Source organism: Pseudomonas sp. 21LCFQ010, from assembly GCF_024129905.1.
Classification (GTDB): domain Bacteria; phylum Pseudomonadota; class Gammaproteobacteria; order Pseudomonadales; family Pseudomonadaceae; genus Aquipseudomonas.
Genome location: NZ_JAMYDZ010000008.1, coordinates 91,128 through 109,991, shown reverse-complemented (window position 1 = coordinate 109,991; position 18,864 = coordinate 91,128). Strand labels below are relative to the sequence as shown.

Here is an 18,864-nt window from a genome sequence, read left to right as displayed (position 1 = left end):
GCGACGTGCTATAGTTTCGGCCTTTTTTCTGCCAAGCGATCCTTGCCGCAACCATGACCAAACGTGAATCTCCCATCTACAAAGTGATCTTCCTCAACCAGGGCCAGGTGTTCGAAATGTACGCCAAGCAGATCTATCAGAGTGATCTGTGGGGATTTCTTGAGGTGGAAGAGTTTGTCTTTGGCGAGCGAACCACCGTGGTCGTCGACCCCAGTGAAGAAAAGCTCAAGGCGCAATTCGAGGGTGTGGTACGCAGTTTTGTGCCGATGCACTCGATCGTGCGCATCGACGAGGTCGAGCGGATGGGCACGCCGAAGATCAGTGAAGCGAAAGGCACCGGCAATGTAATGCCGTTTCCGGTACCGATGCCGGAGAAATAATGCTTAAGGCAGCGGCGAGAACGGCGTCCGCCCTTCGGCTGTCTGCAACTCCAGAAGGTACTTGCGGAAGATCTGCCCAAGTACCTGGGTGGCGGCCTCCAGCTCGCTGCGCTGCATCTTTGCCGAGACTTCGTCAGCTGCGTCAAGGGCATCTTCTGCGCCGTTGACCGCCGCCATCTTCAGAATCACGTAAGCCTGGATGTTGTTCATCGGCACGCCTTCGCCGGCCGCGAACATCGAACCCAGTCGGTATTGCGCCTGGGCATGACCCTGCAGCGACGCTTTCTCGAAGTAATCAAGCGCCTGCGCCAGATCGCGAGATGTCTGTTTGCCCTCGTAGTAGAACTCGCCCAACTCGTATTGCGCCTGTGCATCCCCGGACTGTGCGGCCTGTTTGCACGCCGCCAGGGCGTCGGGCAGGTTTTCCGGCAGTGTATTGAGGGTGCAACGACCCATCGCTGGAATCAGCAGCGAGTTGCCACCTGCGGCTTGGGCCAGCAGGGGAAAGATAAGCAACAGGCAGCCCAATGCAAGGGTGCGGCCGGTGCGGTTCATGGGAGTCGACTTACCTCTGGATAAGGTGCGGGCGAAAAAGGTGCGGGCTGGGCCCGTACAGCGAAAGGTGCTGGCGCGCATTATGAAATAAGCTGAGGCAACCTTACAAAGTGTTTACGGTTTTTCTGCTGCACGGCTTTTAAAACGCTTGTTTTTAGAGGGTAAAGCACTAAGCCGATGCCAGCCCTGATGAGTGACCAGGGCTGGCCGATGGCTTATTTCAGCGCTGCAAACGCCTTTTCAGCCGCATCCAGGGTCAGTTGCAGCTCGGCTTCGCCGTGGGCGATGGAGGTGAAACCGGCCTCGAAGGCACTTGGCGCCAGGTACACGCCGCCGTCGAGCATCAGGTGGAAGAAGCGCTTGAAGCGCTCGGCATCGCTGCTCATTACGTCCTGAAAGGTCACGATGTCTTTCAGTTCAGTGAAGTACAGGCCGAACATGCCACCGGCCTGAGTGGTGGTGAAGGCAATACCGGCGGCATCGGCACGCGCCTGCAGACCGGCGAGCAGACGGCCGGTGAAGGCTTCAAGTTCGTCATGAAAGCCCGGGCGGCTGATCAGGCGCAGGGTGGTCAGGCCGGCGGCCATCGCCAGCGGGTTGCCCGACAGGGTTCCGGCCTGATAGACCGGGCCCAGCGGTGCGATGTGCGACATGATTTCGCGCTTGCCGCCGAAGCAGCCCACCGGCATGCCGCCGCCAATGATCTTGCCGAATGTCGACAGGTCCGGAGTCACCTCGTAGTAGGCCTGCGCGCCGCCCAGGGCGACCCGGAAGCCGGTCATCACTTCGTCGAAGATCAGCACCACGCCGTGCTCATCGCACAGGTCACGCAGGCCTTGCAGGTAGCCTGGCGCTGGCGGTACGCAGTTCATGTTGCCGGCCACCGGCTCGACGATGATGCATGCCACTTCCTGACCCACTTCGGCCAGCATCTGGCGGGCAGCCGACAGGTCGTTGAATGGCAGGGTCAGGGTGTGTTTGGCGAACGCCGCCGGTACGCCGGGTGAGCTTGGCACGCCGAGGGTCAGCGCGCCGGAGCCGGCCTTGACCAGCAGGCTGTCGGAGTGACCGTGATAGCAGCCTTCGAACTTGATGATGCTGTCGCGGCCGGTGTAGCCGCGGGCCAGGCGAATGGCGCTCATGGTCGCCTCGGTGCCCGAGCTGACCATGCGCACCATTTCCATGGACGGTACCAGGCTGCACACCAGGTCGGCCATTTCGGTTTCCATGGCGGTCGGCGCGCCATAGGACAGGCCGTGCTCCAACTGGCTGCGCACCGCATCGAGCACCTCCGGGTGGCTGTGACCGAGAATCATCGGCCCCCAGGAACCCACGTAATCGACATAGCGTTTGTCGTCTTCGTCCGTTACATAGGCGCCCGCAGCATGTTTGAAGAACAGCGGCGTGCCGCCCACGCTCTTGAACGCTCGCACCGGAGAGTTGACGCCTCCGGGGATGTGTTTTTGGGCATTGGCGAACAATGTTTCGGAACGGGACATGATCGGGTCTCTGCTTTTGAAACGGAAATCGGGTTTGCGCCAGTGCTGGCGGCGCAAGAGGTGGCACTATAACAAATGCCTCGGCAGCCCGGTTGTCGATGTCCGATTTCAGCCAGACTTTCGCCCCGCACGGGGTTACAGTCGGCCCATGAACAGACTCGATCCGCAAACCTGCTATGCCGCCTTCGTGGCCCGAGACCGTCGCTTCGATGGCTGGTTTTTCATGGGCGTCTCGTCGACCGGTATCTACTGCCGGCCGGTCTGCCCGGTGCGCGCACCGCTGGCCAGCAATTGCACCTTCTATAGCAGTGCGGCGGCGGCTGAGCAGGCCGGTTATCGGCCATGCCTGCGTTGTCGTCCCGAGCTGGCCCCAGGGCACGCGGCACTGGATGTTTCCGGGCATCTGGCGCAGGCCGCGGCGCGCCTGATCGAGCAAGGCTACCTCACGGGTCGCAGCCTGGAGGATCTGGCGCAGCGGGTCGGGGTGACGGCCCGGCATCTGCGGCGAATCTTCGAGGCCGAGTTCGGTGTGGGGCTGGTCGGCTATGCCCAGACCCAGAAGCTGCTGACCGCCAAGCGGCTGCTGACCGACACTGGCCTGCCCATGGCCGAGGTGGCCCTGGCTTCGGGGTTTGGCAGTGTGCGGCGTTTCAATGATGTGTTTCTGGCGCGCTACGGCCTTAACCCATCGCGGCTGCGCAAGACGCGCCAGGCATCACTGACCCAGGGCCTGCGTTTCGAGCTGGCCTACCGGCCGCCTTTCGCCTGGCAAGGGGTGCTGGCTTTTCTGGCGCAGCGCTGCATTGCCGGGGTCGAGTGTGTCGAGCCTGAGCGTTATAGCCGGTTGATTGAGGTCGAGCAGGGCGGCACACGCCTGGCAGGCTGGATCAGTGTCAGTCATGTCGGCAAGCGCCATGCCCTGCAAGTGGAGGTCTCCAGCTCATTACAACCGGCCATCGTCCAGGTGCTGGGGCTGGTTCGTCGGGTGTTCGATACCGGCTGCCGACCCGATCTGGTCGATGAACACCTCGGCACGCTGGTCGATGGTTTGCCGGGCATGCGCGTGCCGGGGACGTTCGACGGTTTCGAGATTGCCGTGCGTGCGGTGGTGGGCCAGCAGATTTCGGTGCTGCGGGCGCGGCAGATTCTCGGCCGCATCGCCGAGCGCTATGGCACCCCGGTGGCGGGCGCGCCTGCCGGGCTGCGCCATGCCTTTGCGGCTGCGCCAGTGATTGCCGGGTTGCAATCGCAGGCGCTGATCGATTGTGGGCTGATCGGTATCCGTGCCGAAGCGATCATCGAGGTCGCCAGGCAAGTGACGGCAGGCGCCATTGTGCTGGAGCCACTGGTGCCGTTGCAGCCGACCCTGGCCGCGTTGCGGCAGATTCGCGGGATTGGCGAGTGGACCGTGCAATACATTGCCATGCGGGCGCTGGGCTGGCCCAATGCGTTCCCGCAGGGTGATGCGGTGCTGAAAAAATACCTGGGTTGCGCCACTGCCGCGCAACTCGATGACTACGCCAGCCGCTGGGCTCCCTGGCGCGCGTATGCGGTGGTGCATCTGTGGCGGTTGAGTGAGGAGGCAAAACGATGAAACCGGGTTATCTGTTTGTCAGCCCGTTGGGCGATATCGTGCTGCGCGCCGAAGACGACGCATTGACCGGCGTGTTCTTTGTTGGTCAGAAGCACTACCCCGAACTGCTGGTGATGCCTGACGACGGCGCATTGCCGCGCATCATTGCCATGGCCCGCGAGCAATTGCAGGAGTTCTTTAGCGGTGAACGGCAGGTGTTCGAGCTGCCCCTGCGCGCTCGCGGTACGCCGTTTCAGGAACAGGTCTGGCAGGAACTGGCGCGTATTCCCTATGGCGAACTGCTGTCCTACGGGGCGATGGCAAAAAAAATGGGGCTCAGCGCCGGGCATTCGCGTGCGGTTGGCACCGCCAATGGGCGTAATCCGATTTCAATCATCGTGCCGTGTCATCGGGTGGTCGGTGCGGCCGGCGACCTGACCGGCTATGCCGGTGGCGTGGAGCGCAAGCGGGCACTGCTGAGCCTGGAAGCCGGCAGCGGCTTCAGGCTCATTTGATCAGCAGGCTGTTGAAAAACTACCTGCTGGCTGGGCGCCTACGGCGCTACGCGCGCCATTGCTGCGTTAAAAACCGGCTCAAAATGCTCATTTAGTGCTCGTAAACTGCGCTTTCTCGCCTGTTTTTGCCTTGCACTGGCTGCCTCGCCTACGTTTTTTAACGGCCTGTCAGGTGCGCACCAGCAAATCGTTGAACGCCCGTGCGCGACGGGTGACTTGCGCTGGGCTGTCGGCGCCGAACAGGCCGTTGACCACCGCCAGCAGGTCGGCACCGTGCTCGATCAGTGGCGCGGCGTTGTCCAGGGTAATGCCGCCGATCACCGCAATGGGCAGGTTGATTTTGGCACGGACCTGCTCCAGCAACTGCAAGGGCACTGCCGGAGCATCAGGCTTGGTCAGCGAGTTGAAAAAGCGTCCAAAGGCCACGTAGCTGGCCCCGTCAGCCTTGGCCTGTTCAGCCAGTTCAAGGCGCCCATGACAGGTTGCACCGACGATGGCCTGGTGACCCAGCAGGGCGCGGGCGCCCGACAGCGAACCGTCGGTCTGGCCCAGGTGCACACCCACACCCAGGCGCGCCGCCAGTTCAGCGTCATCGTTGATGATCAATTGGGTCTTGTAGCGTTCGCAGAGTTTCAGCAGCTCACTGGCTTCACGCAGTCGGCGTGACTCGTCCTGGCTCTTGTCGCGGTACTGCAACAGCGTGACGCCACCGTCCAGCGCGGCTTCGACATACGCCAGGAACCTGCCGGCCAGCAACTGGCCGTCGGTGATCGCGTACAGGCCGCGCAGTTTTGCAGGCCGGCTCATGAGCAGAAATCCAGCGGCAGGCGACGGGGCACGAACTGTCCGCGACCCAGCTGATCGGCGTCGCGCAGGGTGCGCCAGGTGTAGTCCAGGGCTGATTGGACAGCGCTGACCAGTTCCTGACCCTGGGCCAGCCGACCGGCCAGGGCGCTGGCCAGGGTGCAGCCTGAACCGTGATAGCTGCCTGGCAGACGCTGGCAGGTGAAGGTATGCAATGCGCCGCTACGGCTGTACAGGCGGTTATGCACCTGTTGCTCGTCGCCATGCCCGCCGGTAATCAGCAAATGCTCACAGAACGGCAGCAGGCGTTCGGCGCACTCATCGGCTGTGCCCTCGGGCAACTCCGCAAGAATCCGCGCTTCGGGCAGGTTGGGCGTGGCGATGGTGGCGATCGGCAGCAGTCGCTCGCGCATGGCAAAGCCGACTTCATCCTTGCCCAGCCGGCCACCGCCACCAGCGCGCAGCACCGGGTCGCAGACCAAGGGCAACTGAGGGTGGGCGCTGAGCAGCGCAACGACGGTATCGACCATCTCGGTAGAACCGAGCATGCCCAGTTTGACGGCGGCCACCGGCGAGTCATTGAGCACGGCGTTGGCCTGGGCGAGCACCCAGTCACGATCCAGAACGCGGAAGTCGCTGACGTCTACCGTGTCTTGTACCGTCAGGGCGGTCACGGCCGGGGCAGCATGGCAGCCCTGGGCAAGCAGGGCTTCGATATCGGCCTGCAGGCCGGCGCCACCACTGGGGTCATGGCCGGAAAGGCAGAGAACTACGGGGCGGGTGCTATAGATAGTGTTCATGGTGCGCGAGCTTATCATCAAACCTTCCTGGCGCTGTTGCTGGTGGGATGGAATTTTCGTGGCTGCAGGTCACCCCGCAAATGCGATTTGTGCTGAAACGGGAACACACTCAGTGACGATTAACAGCTATGCTTGGCTGTCTAGACAATTGGCATACCAACGACGCCAGGGTTTGCATCAGGTAGATGCGCGTCGGTAGCCTCACCGCTTTTATGGAATCATTCAGCCTGCTTCACGGATGAAACTACTGCAGGGCGTCGCTTCATGGACCGATGAACCGCGACGGACTACCTTGGGGCTTTCATGCGCTATTTGCTGATAATGCTGGTTGCCTGCCTGCCGTTACTGGCCGGCGCCGTCGAGTTTGACGAGAGCACCCGCAGCCTTTCTCTGGGCCGCTGGACTCAGGTGTTGGAGGATGCCAGTGGCCAGGCTGACATCAAACAGGTCAGCAGTGCCGAGATGGCCTCAGCGTTTCGCCCCTTGGGTGAGCCGACCCTCAACGCCGGTTATTCCCGCTCGGCGTTCTGGATGAAAATTGACCTGTCGTACGTCCCGCGTGATGCGCAGCAGCACTCCGACTGGCTTCTGGAACTGGCCTATCCGCCGATGGACCATGTCGATGTCTATCTGATCGATGCCCAGGGCGAACAGCAGATGGCCTGGAAAACCGGCGACATGCTGCCCTTTGCCAGCCGCCAGATTCGCCAGAACAACTACCTGTTCGAACTGCCGCTCAAGCCCGGTCAGACCATGACTGCTTATGTTCGGGTGGCAAGCAATGGCTCGGTCCAGGCGCCGCTGAACCTGTGGTCCAGCCATGCCTATCTCGAAGAACAGCCCGCGCGCATTTATGTGCTCGGGCTGATCTACGGCGTGTTGCTGGGCATGCTGGTCTATAACTTGTTCATCTATGTCAGTGTGCGTGACACCAGCTATCTGTATTACATCCTGTATATCGCGTCGTTCGGGCTGTACCAGGTATCGATCAATGGCGCCGCCATCGAATACCTGTGGCCCGACAGCCCATGGTGGGCCAACGCCGCCACGCCTTTTCTGATCGGCGCCTCGGTGCTGTTCGCCAGCCAGTTCACCCGCAGCTTTCTGCAAAGCCCGTTGCTTGGCCGCTGGGTCGATAATCTGTTGTTGTGGGTGATGGGCAGTGCGGTGCTGGTGATCGCCCTTGCACTGTTTGCCGATTATGGCCTGGCGCTGCGGATGGTCACCCTGCTGGTGCTGGTCTTCACCGTGGTGGTGTTCACCACCGGGATTACCGCCTGGCTGCGGGGCGTGCGGGTGGCGCGTTACTTTTTGCTGGCCTGGTCGGCATTTTTGCTCGGTGGTCTGGTTAACGCGGTGATGTTGCTCGGTTATTTGCCCAATACCTTCCTGACCATGTACGCCAGCCAGATCGGCTCGGTGATCGAGGTCGCGCTGCTGTCACTGGCGCTGGCCGACCGGATCAACTACGCCCGCGAATTGCAGGCCCGTACCCTGCTCGAGGCGGGGCGGGACCTGGAGCGTCTGAACCAGCAACTGGCGACCAGCAACCGGCTCAAGGATGAGTTTCTGGCCACCCTGACCCATGAGTTGCGCACGCCGATGAATGGCATTATCGGTTCGCTGGACCTGATGCAGACCGTGCCGCTGGATGGCGAAGTGTCGATGTATCAGCAGACCGCCTCGGCCTCGGCTCAGGACATGATGCGCATGATCAATGGCATCCTGACCCTCACCGAGCTGCAAGCCGGGGTGCTGCATGCCGAGTGCGGGCCGTTCGAGTTACCGGTGTTGACGCATCGGTTGCATCAGCGCTTCATCGGCCCTGCGCAGGCCAAGGGGCTGCGTCTGTCGTTTGAAGTGGACCCCTTCGTACCGCGGTTGCTGCGCGGCGATGCCGAAAAGCTGTATCAGTGCATTGAGTGCCTGATGGACAACGCGATCAAGTTCACCCGCCACGGCACCGTGACCTTGCGGATGGATGGCATGCGCCGCGAAGCAGACCATTTCACCCTGCGCATTGAGGTCATCGATACCGGGATCGGCTTTAGCCGCCTGAATGATGCGGTGCTGTATCAACGGTTTTTCCAGGCTGACAGCTCGATGACCCGGGAATATGGCGGCCTGGGGATTGGCCTGGCGATCTGCCGGCAGCTGATCGAGCTGCTCGGTGGCAGCCTCAGTCATCACTCCGAGCCCGGACGCGGCAGCCGGTTCTGCCTGAGCCTGCCTTTGCAGGCGCAGTCGCTGACGACCGCTGGCGCGCGTCAGGGCAAAAACGCCGACAATTCGTCCAATATGGCGCTGTTTAAGATGCGGGGTGCGTGATTCACTGGCTGTTCCTGATTCTGTTAACTGACAGAGAGGAGGCGTTTGATGAATCTTTACTCACAGGCCAGCACCCACGAAGTCACCAACCAGCCACCGCCGCTTGATGGCCTCAATCTGTACCGCTGCGACCTGGCTCTGCAAGCCTGGGTCGGGCATTTCGGCGGCGGCTGGGCGGATCGGCGGCTTGACGCTTACGGCGCACTGGCCGGTGGGCCGTTGATGGAAGCCGGTTTTCTGGCCAATCAGCACCCGCCGCAGTTTCACAGCCACGACCGCTACGGCCACCGTATCGACCTGATCGAGTCTCATCCCGCCTGGCATCTGTTGATGAGAACCGCCATCGAGCATGGCATCCCGTCCTTGCCCTGGCGTGAGCCGCAGCCAGGCGCTCATGTGGCGCGCGCGGCCTTGAGTTATCTGCACACTCAGGCCGAGCCGGGCAGCGGCTGCCCATTGACCATGACCTTTGCCAGTGTACCGGCCATCAGTGTGCAGCCGGAGCTGGCGCAAGCCTGGTTGCCGAAGATCCTTGCCACGCAATACGACCCGCGCAATGTCGGCATGGCTCACAAGGCCGGTGTGACCATCGGCATGGCGATGACCGAGAAGCAGGGCGGGACCGATGTGCGCGCCAACACCACCCGTGCCTTTGCGCTTGGAGCAGGCGGGGCGGGCCAGGCCTATGAACTGGTCGGCCACAAGTGGTTCTGCTCGGCACCGATGTGCGATGCCTTCCTGACCCTGGCGCAGACCGATAAAGGGCTCAGTTGCTTTCTGTTGCCGCGTCATCGGCCGGACGACACCCTCAATGCCTTCCAGATCCAGCGTCTGAAAAACAAGCTAGGCAACCGCTCCAACGCGTCCTGCGAAGTGGAGTTTCGTGGCGCGCTGGCCTGGATGCTGGGTGAAGAGGGCCGGGGTGTGGCAACCATCATCGAGATGGTCGCCATGACCCGCTATGACTGCATGATCGGCTCCAGCGCGCTGATGCGTCAGGCGCTGACCCAGGCCACTCATCACTGTGCGCATCGCAAGGTCGGTGGTCAGCTGCTTGGCGAGCAGCCGCTGATGCAGAATGTGCTGGCCGACCTGGCCCTGGAAAGCGAGGCTGCGCTGGCCCTCACGCTGCGCATGGGCCACGCACTGGATCACGCCGACGACAGCCATCAGGCCCGCTTCATTCGGCTGGTTACCGCAGTTGGCAAATACTGGATCTGCAAACGCGCGCCGGCGATGATCAACGAGGCTGCCGAATGCCTGGGCGGGGCCGGCTATATCGAAGACAGCATCCTGCCGCGGCTGTACCGCGAGGCACCGGTCAATTCGATCTGGGAGGGTTCCGGTAACGTGCAGTGCCTGGATGTGCTGCGCGCTCTGTCCCGTGAGCCGGGCATCATCGACGCCTTGTTTGATGAGCTCGACGACGGCCGGGGCGATGCTGACCTGGCGCGGCACGTCCGCCAGCTCAAGGATGACCTGGCCGATCGCGAAGAGCTGGCGTACCGCGCGCGGCAACTGACCGAAGACATTGCCGTGGCCCTGCAGGCCCGGCTGTTGCTCGATGCCAGGGTCAGTGCCGTCAGCGATGCCTTTATTGCCGCTCGCCTGCGCGCACCGGCGAGGGTCTATGGCGGGCTGCCCAGAGGGGTGGACTGTGAAACTTTGCTGGCTCGTGCATCGCCGCAGGTGACATAAGCAGCCGAACCTATCAGGATGCAGTTCTGCACGTCATACAGGACCCGCACCGTGACCCAAGCTTTTGTTGTCGTTGAAACCGCCGAACAAGCCGTCGAACAGTTGGCCGCCCTGCATGAGCGTGCCACCGGCGCACTGAATCAGGCCCTCAAGCGCTATCTGAAAGACCGCATCGAGCCTGATGAGCAGCAGCGCGCGCTGTTTCGCTACCCCGAACTGCGCCTGACCTATGTCGTCCATGGTGAGGTGCCGAGCACCACCCGTGCCTACGCCAAGGTCCAGTTGCCGGGCACCTACAGTGTGACCGTGACCCAGCCGGCGGCGTTTCGCAAATACCTGCTCGAACAGCTCAAGCCGCTGATCCGCGACTTCAACGTGACGCTGGAAGTCGGCCTGAGTGACAAGACCATCCCTTACCCCTACGTGGTCGAGCAGGGTGATGAACTGGCCGGCACCGGCGTGACCGCTGCGGCGCTGGCGCGGGTGTTCCCCAGCACCGACCTGTCGGCCACCACCGACGGCATCGCTGACGGCCTGCACGATTGGGCCAACGCCGACCCGCTACCGTTGGCGCTGTTCGATGCCGCCCGTACCGACTTTTCCCTGCGCCGGCTGGTGCATTACACCGGCAGTGACTGGCGCCATGTGCAGCCCTGGATTCTGCTGACCAACTACCACCGCTATGTCGACCAGTTCATTTTGCATGGCCTGGAAGCTCTGCGTGACGACCCGCGTTTCGTGCGTCTGGTGCTGCCGGGCAATGTCATCGTCGACAAGAGCATGGACGCCGAGGAGGCGCAGAGCGTGGTGGCCAGTGTGGTCTGGCATCGCTATCAGATGCCGGCTTACCATCTGGTGGCCGAAGACGGCAATGGCGTAACCCTGGTCAATATCGGCGTCGGCCCGTCCAACGCCAAGAACATCACCGACCACCTGGCAGTATTGCGTCCGCATTGCTGGCTGATGATCGGCCACTGCGGCGGCCTGCGTCAGTCGCAGACCATCGGCGATTACGTGCTGGCCCACGCTTATATGCGCCGTGACGGGATTCTCGACCGGGTACTGCCGCCGCACATTCCGATTCCGGCGCTGGCCGAAGTGCAACTGGCCTTGCAGGAAGCTGCCGCGCAGGTGACCGGTGAGCGGGGTGAAGAACTCAAGAAGCGCCTGCGCACCGGCACGGTACTGACCTACGACGACCGTAACTGGGAGCTGGCCTGGGCGCAGGAGCGACCCTTGATCAACCTGTCCCGCGCGGTGGCCGTCGACATGGAAAGCGGCACCATCGCCGCTCAGGGTTATCGCCTGCGGGTGCCCTACGGCACGCTGTTGTGCGTCTCGGACAAGCCGCTGCACAGCGAGATCAAGCTGCCGGGTTCGGCCAACGCCTTCTACAACCGGGCGGTCAGTCAGCACCTGAAAATCGGCATCGCCGCGCTGGACCTGCTGCGTGCCGAGCTCAACTCGCTGCACTCGCGCAAACTGCGCAGCTTCGACGAGCCACCGTTCCGTTGATCCGGATGCCGCCCGGCGGTTCCTGCCGGGCGGTTTTTTCAGGCGGCTCGGGTCAATCTGCTAAAGTGGCGCTTTGTTTTTCTGGCCAGATTCATGTCCCGCACTCCACGCCCTCCAGCCAAACCTTCCGCCTCCCGGCGCCCTGCACAGGGCAAAAGCGGCGCGCCCCGGCGTGTCGCCAAGCCGCGCCCGGCCGAGCCGAAGCTGGTTCTGTTCAACAAACCGTTCGATGTACTGACCCAGTTCAATGACGATCAAGGCCGCGCCACGCTCAAGGACTTCATCGATATTCCAGGTGTATACCCGGCCGGGCGTCTGGACCGTGACAGCGAAGGTCTGTTGTTGCTGACCAATGACGGCCAGCTTCAGGCGCGCATTGCTGACCCTAAGCACAAACTGGCTAAAACCTATTGGGTACAGGTCGAAGGTGAACCCAGCGAAGCCCAGTTGCAGCAGCTGCGTGACGGGGTAACCCTCAACGACGGCCCGACCCTGCCGGCTGAGGCACGGGCCATCGAAGAGCCTCAGCTATGGCCGCGCAATCCGCCGGTGCGGTTTCGCCAGAGTATTCCCACGCGCTGGCTGGAACTGGTAATCAAAGAAGGCCGCAACCGCCAGGTGCGGCGCATGACCGCCGCAGTCGGTTTGCCGACCCTGCGGCTGGTGCGGGTCAGGATTGGGCCGTGGAGCCTGGACGGGTTGGAGCAGGGGCAGTTTCGCGAGCTGCAGAGCTTTGAGCTGTAGGCTCCAGGAACACGCCAGGCCGGATCATTCGCACCGCGTCAGTTGCGCAAGTGGGCAAGCGGCATTTCGGTGCTGGCCAGCACCTGATTGAGGACAAAGCTGGATTTGACGCTGGTGACCCCTTCGATACGGGTCAGGTGGCCGAGCAGCAGCTTCTGGTAGTGATCCATGTCTGGCACCACCACTTTGAGTTGGTAATCGGCGTCCATCCCGGTCACCAGGCTGCATTCGAGCACCTGAGGCAGGTTGCGGATATGCTGTTCGAAGTTCTCGAACCGCTCCGGGGTATGCCGGTCCATGCCGATCAGCACATAGGCGGTCAGGCTCAGGCCAAGCTTCTTGCGGTCCAGCAACGCGACCTGGCGCACGATATAGCCGTCGTCTTCGAGCTGTTTGACCCGGCGCGAACAAGGCGAGGGCGACAGGCCGATGCGTTCGGCCAACTCCTGGTTGGAGATGCGCGCATCGCGCTGCAGTTCAGCCAAAATGCTCAGGTCATATCTATCGAGCTTGCTCACGATGTTTACCTTTACGAGTTCAATTGCGCATAATTATTTTCTATAAGTGAAAAATTGCGCAAGTAATGATTTATTGAGCAATATTAGCAATCATCTGCCGCTTGGTCGGGTTTATTATTTTTCACAGCTGGGCACTTCTAAAAACCTGAGTGATTTTTAGAGCTGCTCCCAATCACTGCCCGGACCCAGCGTCCACAGCCGCTCGTCGAATCAGATGAGCGGCGGCCCGCCACCCAACAGGGTGGACCCGGCCCCCGGGCTGCATACTGTCCAGAAGACGGTATGAAGTGAGCCGGCGCCACAAGCGTCGAGCCAGGACGACGTATCCCAAGGGGGCCATCTGGCCCCCTTTTTTATTTTCTGGCTCTGCTAAAGTGCGACGAACAGCGCCATGGCTGCGCAGTCTTACTTTTATAAACGTGACATTCCTGGTGAACAAAGCATGACATCCAGTCTCTGGCAGTTAGCGATTTCCGGTTTGCTGTGCCTTGGCTTCAGTGCCCAGAGCCTGGCCGACGAGCGCCGTGCAGGCTCGCCGCTGGACGAGTTGCGCGATGGTGGGGCGCAACACAATCAGCAGAGCCAGCGTCGCCAGGCTGAGTTGCAGCAGGATCGGCAGATCCAGCAGCAACAGAACCAGATGCGCAATGCCGAGCGTCAGCAACAGCAGCAGATCTACCAGCAACAACAGCAGCAACAGCGCCAGCTTCAGGAGCAGTACAACCAGCAGCGCCAGGCTGAGCGCCAGCAAGATCAGCAGATCCAGCAGCAACAGAACCAGATGCGTAATGTCGAGCGCCAGCAACAGCAGCAGCTCTACCAGCAGCAACGCGAGCAGCAGCGCCAGATTCAGGAACAGCAGAACCAGCAGCGCCAGCAACTGCGTCAGCAACAGAACAATCTGCCGATCCAGGGCCGCCCGGACCAGGTATGGCAGACTCAGCCACCGCGCCAGGGTTACTACCGCGACCTGCCGCGTGACCAGCGCCCTCGTGACAATTGGGCCGGTCGCCCCGACGGACGCGGCGATGGCTGGGGGGCGGGGCCGCGCTATCGTCCGGGCCAGCACTTCGACCGCGCACCGCAAGGCTATGCGCGCATTCCGTGGCGCGGTCAGGATTACTTCTATTCCGGTGGTTACTGGTATCGCCCGCAGGATTCACGCTACGTGGTGGTGACCCCGCCTTACGGTGTCCGGGTCCGCAGCCTGCCGGACTACACCCGCGAGGTCTGGATCGGTGGTTCGCTGCTGTTTATGGCGGCTGGTACTTACTATGCCTGGCAGGCCGACAGCCAGGATTATGAAGTGGTCAGCCCGCCGCAGGGCTATGCCCAGCCGGTGCCAGGCAACAACAGCTATGATCCGCAGTTCTCGCCGATTGCCGGGCAGACCGCCGAGCAGGTCGAATTCGATCGTTACCAATGCTACCGCCAGGCCGTTGACCAGAGTGGCTTCGACCCGGCGAACGTGACCTATCAGCCTTCGGAGCAGGTAGTGGACACCTACCGTCGCGCGATGGGCGCGTGTCTGTATGAGCGCGGTTACAGCGTCCAGTAGCCTAGACCATCAGGCTGGAGCTTGCTTCACCACTTCCTGCGGGTCGGCGTGCACCAGTACCTCGGCCTGCGGATACTGGGCGGTAATGGTTGCCGCCGCAAGGTCGCATAGCTCATGCGCTACCGACAAGGTGAGCGAGCCGGGTAACTCCAGATGCACCTGCACGAACCACACTTGCCCGGAAATGCGCGTGCGCAGGTCATGGGCGCCCAACACGCCGGGCACCGTGCAGGCCAGCTCCAGCATGTGCGCGCTGACATCCGGCGGCAGTTCCTGATCCATCAGCACCGAGAAGGTCTCGCGAGCGATCTGTAGCGCGCTCCAGACGATGTAACCGGCAATCCCCAGACCGAACCAGGCATCGGCTTGCGGCCAACCCAGCGCACTGAGTGCCAGCGCCAGCAAGATGCTCAGATTGAGGAGCAGATCGGAGCGATAATGCAGCGAATCAGCCTTGATCGCGCTGGAGCCGGTGACTTTGATTACCCGGCTCTGAAAGCTGAGCAGCGTGACTGTCAGGGCCAGCGCCAACAGGGTCACGATGATTCCCGGCCACTGCGACATCAGCGGTTCAGGATTCTGGATACGCTCGATGGCCTGCATGCCGATCAACACACCACTGACACTGATGAACAACGCCTGGGCCATGCCCGACAACGCCTGGGCCTTGCCGTGACCATAGCGGTGATCTTCATCGGCCGGGCGCAGCGCGTAATGGACCGCCAGCAGGTTGAGCAGCGAAGCTGCGCCATCGAGCAACGAGTCGGTGAGGCCGGCCAGCAGGGCCAGCGAGCCGCTCAGCCACCAGGCCACACCCTTGGCAACGATCAGCACCAGCGCCACGGCCAGCGAAGCCCGGGTCGCCAGGCGCAGCAGGCGTGCATGTTCGGTGTTACGGCTCACTCAACCTCCTTGGGGTCATGCCGTGGGGCTTCAGGCAGCAGGTTTCAGGCCCAGGCTTGCCAGTTGCTCGAAGCTGCCCTTGCTCTGGATCAGGCGCGGATCATCCAGCGGCACTTTGCGGCCCAGTTCGCTTTCCAGAATGACTTGCAGCTTTTGGGTATCGACACTGCCGTCAGCCTGCACCGCAGGTTGCAGCTTCTGCGGATCGACCTGCGCCTGTTCATTCGGGCCGTAGTAAATGGCGCCGGTGGCGAAGTCCACGCCCAGTGCGATCACCCCTGGAATCACGTAGAACAGCAGACCCAGGGCATCGAGCACGGCAATCGCCGGGTCGATCTTGCCTTCGATCTGCCCACGGCGATCAGGATAGAAAATACTGCCGCAGGCCGACAATTGGGTCACCAAAGCGGCAGCCAGAACGCCACCGATCAATCGGGAAGGAATGCGCATGGGAAACTCCTGTAGAAAAGTGGCAACTATACAAGGCAAAGACCGCGAGGCTAAGACTGTCTGGCCAAGCACTGGTTCGGCAGCCATACCGGCATAATGCCCGTATCTTATTGAACACGAGATGAAAATGAGCGAACAAATGCCATTGTCGGCGCGGGAGGTTTATCAAGTTCTCAAAGATGTGGCCCAGGGTGTGCGTCAGCTTGTTGTTTTATCAGTCTGCAAAACTGACCTGCTTACCATCCGTGCCGAGATTGACGGCTGGCAACTGACCCTGCGCAATGAGGAGGGTAGCCCCTTGTGTTGTGAATACTGCATGGCGCCGGATGGTCGTGAGGGTTCATTGCAGCATTGGCATCGCTGCGGCACTGACCCGGCCGCGTTCCTTAGTGGCTGGGAACATTCGCAACTGGAGCGCGCGCTGAAAAACCTCTGAGCGGGTATCCATACGTGGCCGCTATACTGCCCGCCCAGCTTTGGAGTGCCCATGATTTCCCTGCCCATCGACGCCGTATTGCCTGCTCTGCGCCAGGCATTGTCTACCCGCCACGAAGCGGTTCTTGAAGCCCCACCCGGCGCCGGCAAGACCACACGTGTGCCGTTGGCGTTGCTCAACGAGCCCTGGCTGGCCGGGCAGACCATTCTGATGCTCGAGCCCCGGCGGCTGGCGGCTCGGGCGGCGGCCGAGCGGCTGGCCAGTGAACTGGGCGAGAAGGTCGGCGAGACGGTCGGCTACCGGATTCGGTTGGACAGCAAGGTCGGGCCCAACACCCGTATCGAGGTGGTCACCGAAGGTATCCTGACCCGTCGTTTGCAGGATGATCCGGCGCTGGAAGGCGTGGGTTTGCTGATTTTCGACGAATTTCACGAGCGCAGTCTGGATGCCGACCTGGCCTTGGCGCTGAGTCTCAATGGCCGTGAGCTGTTGCGTGATGACCCGCCGCTGAAAATCCTGCTGATGTCCGCGACCCTGGAAGGCGAGCGGCTGTCGGCGTTGCTCGACGACGCGCCGGTGGTCAGCAGTGAAGGGCGTATGTTCCCGGTGGACATTCAATGGGGGCGGCCGTTTCAACCCGGTGAGTTTGTCGAGCCACGAGTGGTGCAGACCGTGCTGGATGCGCTGGGCAACGAGACCGGCAGCCTGCTGGTGTTCCTGCCCGGCCAGGCGGAGATTCGCCGGGTGCATCAACAACTGGCCGATGCCTTGGGTGAGCGTCGCGACATTGTGCTGTGTCCCTTGCATGGTGAGCTGGATCTCAATGCCCAGCGCGCGGCCATAGATCCTGCACCTGCGGGTAGTCGCAAGGTGGTGCTGGCGACCAATATTGCCGAGACCAGCCTGACCATCGACGGCGTGCGGGTGGTGATCGATGCAGGGCTGGCCCGGGTACCGCGCTTCGACCCCGGCAGCGGCATGACCCGGCTGGACACCCAGCGCATCTCCCGGGCCAGCGCGACCCAGCGTGCCGGTCGGGCCGGGCGTCTGGAGCCGGGCGTTTGCTATCGGTTGTGGTCCGAAGCGCAGCATGAACAACTGGCTGGCTACGGCAGTGCGGAGATTCTGCAGGCCGACCTGGCCGGGCTGGCCCTGCAACTGGCGCGCTGGGGCGTGACCCCGGAGCAGTTACAGTGGCTCGACCTGCCGCCCGCGGCCGCGATTGCCCAGGCTCGCGATCTGTTGCAGCGTCTCGGCGCGCTGCAAGCCGATGGTCGTTTGTCGACGCATGGCCAGGCCATGGCCGAGATGCCAGCCCATCCGCGTATCGCTCATCTGCTGTTGCGTGGTCAGCAACTGGGCCTGGCAAACATGGCTTGTGATGTGGCCGCGCTGTTGGGCGAACGCGACATTCTGCGCGGCGCCGGGGCCGATGTGCACAGTCGTCTGGTGCTGCTGTCGGGTGAACAAAAAGCCCAGCGCAATGCCCAGGGTGGCGTGCAGCGTGCCCGGCAACTTGCCCGTCAGTATCGTGGTTACCTGCGCGGCAAAGCGGGCCAGGCGGTTGCTGACCCTGACCACCCGCGCTGGCTGGGTGCCTTGCTGGCTTTGGCCTATCCGGACCGGGTCGCCCGCCAGCGCCGCGACGGCAGCGCGGAGTATCGTCTGGCCAATGGTCGGGCGGCGTTGTTCAGTGAAACCGATGCGCTGATGAAGCATGAATGGCTGGTCGTCGCGGACCTCGGCAGCCGCCAGGGCCAGCGCGAGGAGCGCATTTATCTGGCCGCCGATCTTGACCCGGCACTGTTCGACAATGTGCTGGCCGAACAGGTGCTGGCCATCGATTATCTGGATTGGGACGAGCGCGAAGGCGTACTGCGTGCTGAGCGCCAACGCAAGGTCGGTGAACTGGTGCTCAGCAGTGAACCGCTGCCGAAGCTGGACGATGCTGCACGAGGCCAGGCGTTGCTGGGGCTGGTACGGCGCAAGGGCCTGGAGCTGTTGAACTGGACCCCGGAACTGCGCCAGTGGCAGGCGCGGGTGATGCTGTTGCGTGAGCTGGATGCGCAGCAACAGGTCAGCAGCGAATGGCCGGATGTCAGCGACAGCGCCCTGCGTGACAGCCTGGAGCAGTGGTTGTTGCCGTATCTGGGCAAGGTCAGCCGCCTGAGCCACTTCGCCCAACTGGACCTGTCGTCGATGTTGCGCAACCTGCTGCCCTGGCCGCTGCCGCAACGCCTCGACGAACTGGCCCCGCAGCATATCCAGGTGCCGTCCGGTTCGTCGATCCGGCTGGACTACAGCGAGCAGCCGCCGATTCTCGCGGTGCGTCTGCAAGAACTGTTCGGTCTGTCCGACACCCCGCGCATCGCCAATGGTCGGCAGATCGTCAAGTTGCACTTGTTGTCACCGGCGCGACGTCCGGTGCAGGTCACTCAGGACCTGGCCAACTTCTGGCGCAGCACCTATGCCGAGGTGAAAAAGGATCTCAAGGGCCGCTATCCCAAGCATTACTGGCCGGATGACCCGTTGGTAGCCGAAGCCACTGCCCGGGCCAAACCGCGCAAGGGTTAATGGTTGGGCATCAT

Annotated in this window: 17 protein-coding genes; 10 read left to right on the top strand and 7 right to left on the bottom strand. The window is 62.3% G+C overall.

The window, feature by feature from the left end; all coding sequences use genetic code 11:
• Positions 1-53 precede the first annotated feature (53 nt).
• A complete protein-coding gene (locus NJC38_RS11940; protein WP_045487401.1) occupies positions 54-380 on the top strand; it encodes a DUF1820 family protein in 327 nt (108 codons plus the stop codon).
• Positions 381-383: 3 nt separating this feature from the next.
• Here the strand turns inward: NJC38_RS11940 and NJC38_RS11935 are convergent, their stop codons facing one another.
• Entirely contained in the window at positions 384-935 is a 552-nt protein-coding gene (locus NJC38_RS11935; protein WP_253114924.1) for a tetratricopeptide repeat protein, read from the bottom strand.
• A gap of 215 nt (positions 936-1,150) precedes the next feature.
• Positions 1,151-2,434 carry a glutamate-1-semialdehyde 2,1-aminomutase gene (gene hemL / locus NJC38_RS11930; protein ID WP_045487405.1) on the bottom strand — a complete coding sequence of 428 codons (1,284 nt, stop codon included), beginning with the start codon at positions 2,432-2,434 and terminating at the stop codon, positions 1,151-1,153.
• A 148-nt stretch (positions 2,435-2,582) separates the two neighbouring features.
• Between hemL and NJC38_RS11925 the strand changes: the two genes are divergently transcribed.
• Entirely contained in the window at positions 2,583-4,028 is a 1,446-nt protein-coding gene (locus NJC38_RS11925) for a DNA-3-methyladenine glycosylase 2 family protein (protein ID WP_253114920.1), read from the top strand.
• Positions 4,025-4,522 carry a methylated-DNA--[protein]-cysteine S-methyltransferase gene (locus tag NJC38_RS11920; protein ID WP_045487410.1) on the top strand — a complete coding sequence of 166 codons (498 nt, stop codon included), beginning with the start codon at positions 4,025-4,027 and terminating at the stop codon, positions 4,520-4,522. The genes NJC38_RS11925 and NJC38_RS11920 overlap by 4 nt, the downstream gene beginning before the upstream one ends.
• Positions 4,523-4,690: 168 nt before the next feature.
• Here NJC38_RS11920 and thiE read toward each other — a convergent pair whose 3' ends face one another.
• Both thiE and NJC38_RS11910 read right to left on the bottom strand, forming a co-directional pair.
• Positions 4,691-5,329 carry a thiamine phosphate synthase gene (gene thiE, locus NJC38_RS11915; protein WP_253114918.1) on the bottom strand — a complete coding sequence of 213 codons (639 nt, stop codon included), beginning with the start codon at positions 5,327-5,329 and terminating at the stop codon, positions 4,691-4,693.
• Positions 5,326-6,126, bottom strand: coding sequence for a hydroxymethylpyrimidine/phosphomethylpyrimidine kinase (locus tag NJC38_RS11910; RefSeq protein ID WP_253115012.1), 801 nt, complete (start codon positions 6,124-6,126; stop codon positions 5,326-5,328). The genes thiE and NJC38_RS11910 overlap by 4 nt, the downstream gene beginning before the upstream one ends.
• A gap of 303 nt (positions 6,127-6,429) precedes the next feature.
• Between NJC38_RS11910 and NJC38_RS11905 the strand changes: the two genes are divergently transcribed.
• From NJC38_RS11905 to NJC38_RS11890, 4 genes are all read left to right on the top strand, one after another.
• On the top strand, positions 6,430-8,454 hold the full coding sequence (locus NJC38_RS11905; RefSeq protein WP_253114915.1) for a hybrid sensor histidine kinase/response regulator: 2,025 nt from the start codon (positions 6,430-6,432) through the stop codon (positions 8,452-8,454).
• A 48-nt stretch (positions 8,455-8,502) separates the two neighbouring features.
• Entirely contained in the window at positions 8,503-10,152 is a 1,650-nt protein-coding gene (locus NJC38_RS11900; protein ID WP_253114914.1) for an acyl-CoA dehydrogenase family protein, read from the top strand.
• An 18-nt stretch (positions 10,153-10,170) separates the two neighbouring features.
• Positions 10,171-11,667 carry an AMP nucleosidase gene (amn, locus tag NJC38_RS11895; RefSeq protein ID WP_253114912.1) on the top strand — a complete coding sequence of 499 codons (1,497 nt, stop codon included), beginning with the start codon at positions 10,171-10,173 and terminating at the stop codon, positions 11,665-11,667.
• A gap of 93 nt (positions 11,668-11,760) precedes the next feature.
• Complete coding sequence (locus NJC38_RS11890; protein ID WP_253114911.1) at positions 11,761-12,411, top strand: pseudouridine synthase; 651 nt, start codon at positions 11,761-11,763, stop codon at positions 12,409-12,411.
• Between the two features lie 38 nt (positions 12,412-12,449).
• Here the strand turns inward: NJC38_RS11890 and NJC38_RS11885 are convergent, their stop codons facing one another.
• Positions 12,450-12,929 (bottom strand): Lrp/AsnC family transcriptional regulator, encoded by a 480-nt coding sequence (locus tag NJC38_RS11885; RefSeq protein WP_045487421.1) that lies wholly within the window; start codon positions 12,927-12,929, stop codon positions 12,450-12,452.
• 442 nt (positions 12,930-13,371) lie between these two features.
• Here NJC38_RS11885 and NJC38_RS11880 point away from each other — a divergent pair, with 442 nt between their 5' ends.
• Positions 13,372-14,487, top strand: a complete 1,116-nt coding sequence (locus NJC38_RS11880) for a DUF6515 family protein (protein WP_253114910.1) — start codon at positions 13,372-13,374, stop codon at positions 14,485-14,487.
• A gap of 9 nt (positions 14,488-14,496) precedes the next feature.
• Here NJC38_RS11880 and NJC38_RS11875 read toward each other — a convergent pair whose 3' ends face one another.
• Both NJC38_RS11875 and NJC38_RS11870 read right to left on the bottom strand, forming a co-directional pair.
• The gene (locus tag NJC38_RS11875) at positions 14,497-15,390 is read right to left on the bottom strand and encodes a cation diffusion facilitator family transporter (RefSeq protein ID WP_253114909.1); all 894 of its coding nucleotides are present in this window, start codon (positions 15,388-15,390) and stop codon (positions 14,497-14,499) included.
• Between the two features lie 30 nt (positions 15,391-15,420).
• Positions 15,421-15,840, bottom strand: a complete 420-nt coding sequence (locus tag NJC38_RS11870; protein WP_045487426.1) for a hypothetical protein — start codon at positions 15,838-15,840, stop codon at positions 15,421-15,423.
• A gap of 127 nt (positions 15,841-15,967) precedes the next feature.
• On the opposite strand from NJC38_RS11870, the gene NJC38_RS11865 reads away from it, so the two are divergent.
• Positions 15,968-16,276, top strand: a complete 309-nt coding sequence (locus NJC38_RS11865; RefSeq protein ID WP_045494246.1) for a hypothetical protein — start codon at positions 15,968-15,970, stop codon at positions 16,274-16,276.
• A 51-nt stretch (positions 16,277-16,327) separates the two neighbouring features.
• The gene (hrpB, locus tag NJC38_RS11860) at positions 16,328-18,850 is read left to right on the top strand and encodes an ATP-dependent helicase HrpB (RefSeq protein WP_253114907.1); all 2,523 of its coding nucleotides are present in this window, start codon (positions 16,328-16,330) and stop codon (positions 18,848-18,850) included.
• Positions 18,851-18,864 lie beyond the last annotated feature (14 nt).

Excerpts from the sequence above, each read along its gene's own strand:
- hemL (WP_045487405.1), bottom strand. The coding sequence starts at position 2,434 with ATGTCCCGTTCCGAAACATTGTTCGCCAATGCCCAAAAACACATCCCC.
- NJC38_RS11940 (WP_045487401.1), top strand. The coding sequence starts at position 54 with ATGACCAAACGTGAATCTCCCATCTACAAAGTGATCTTCCTCAACCAG.
- NJC38_RS11865 (WP_045494246.1), top strand. The coding sequence starts at position 15,968 with ATGAGCGAACAAATGCCATTGTCGGCGCGGGAGGTTTATCAAGTTCTC.
- NJC38_RS11920 (WP_045487410.1), top strand. The coding sequence starts at position 4,025 with ATGAAACCGGGTTATCTGTTTGTCAGCCCGTTGGGCGATATCGTGCTG.
- NJC38_RS11905 (WP_253114915.1), top strand. The coding sequence starts at position 6,430 with ATGCGCTATTTGCTGATAATGCTGGTTGCCTGCCTGCCGTTACTGGCC.
- amn (WP_253114912.1), top strand. The coding sequence starts at position 10,171 with ATGCAGTTCTGCACGTCATACAGGACCCGCACCGTGACCCAAGCTTTT.
- NJC38_RS11890 (WP_253114911.1), top strand. The coding sequence starts at position 11,761 with ATGTCCCGCACTCCACGCCCTCCAGCCAAACCTTCCGCCTCCCGGCGC.
- NJC38_RS11900 (WP_253114914.1), top strand. The coding sequence starts at position 8,503 with ATGAATCTTTACTCACAGGCCAGCACCCACGAAGTCACCAACCAGCCA.
- hrpB (WP_253114907.1), top strand. The coding sequence starts at position 16,328 with ATGATTTCCCTGCCCATCGACGCCGTATTGCCTGCTCTGCGCCAGGCA.
- thiE (WP_253114918.1), bottom strand. The coding sequence starts at position 5,329 with ATGAGCCGGCCTGCAAAACTGCGCGGCCTGTACGCGATCACCGACGGC.
- NJC38_RS11910 (WP_253115012.1), bottom strand. The coding sequence starts at position 6,126 with ATGAACACTATCTATAGCACCCGCCCCGTAGTTCTCTGCCTTTCCGGC.
- NJC38_RS11925 (WP_253114920.1), top strand. The coding sequence starts at position 2,583 with ATGAACAGACTCGATCCGCAAACCTGCTATGCCGCCTTCGTGGCCCGA.
- NJC38_RS11935 (WP_253114924.1), bottom strand. The coding sequence starts at position 935 with ATGAACCGCACCGGCCGCACCCTTGCATTGGGCTGCCTGTTGCTTATC.
- NJC38_RS11880 (WP_253114910.1), top strand. The coding sequence starts at position 13,372 with ATGACATCCAGTCTCTGGCAGTTAGCGATTTCCGGTTTGCTGTGCCTT.
- NJC38_RS11870 (WP_045487426.1), bottom strand. The coding sequence starts at position 15,840 with ATGCGCATTCCTTCCCGATTGATCGGTGGCGTTCTGGCTGCCGCTTTG.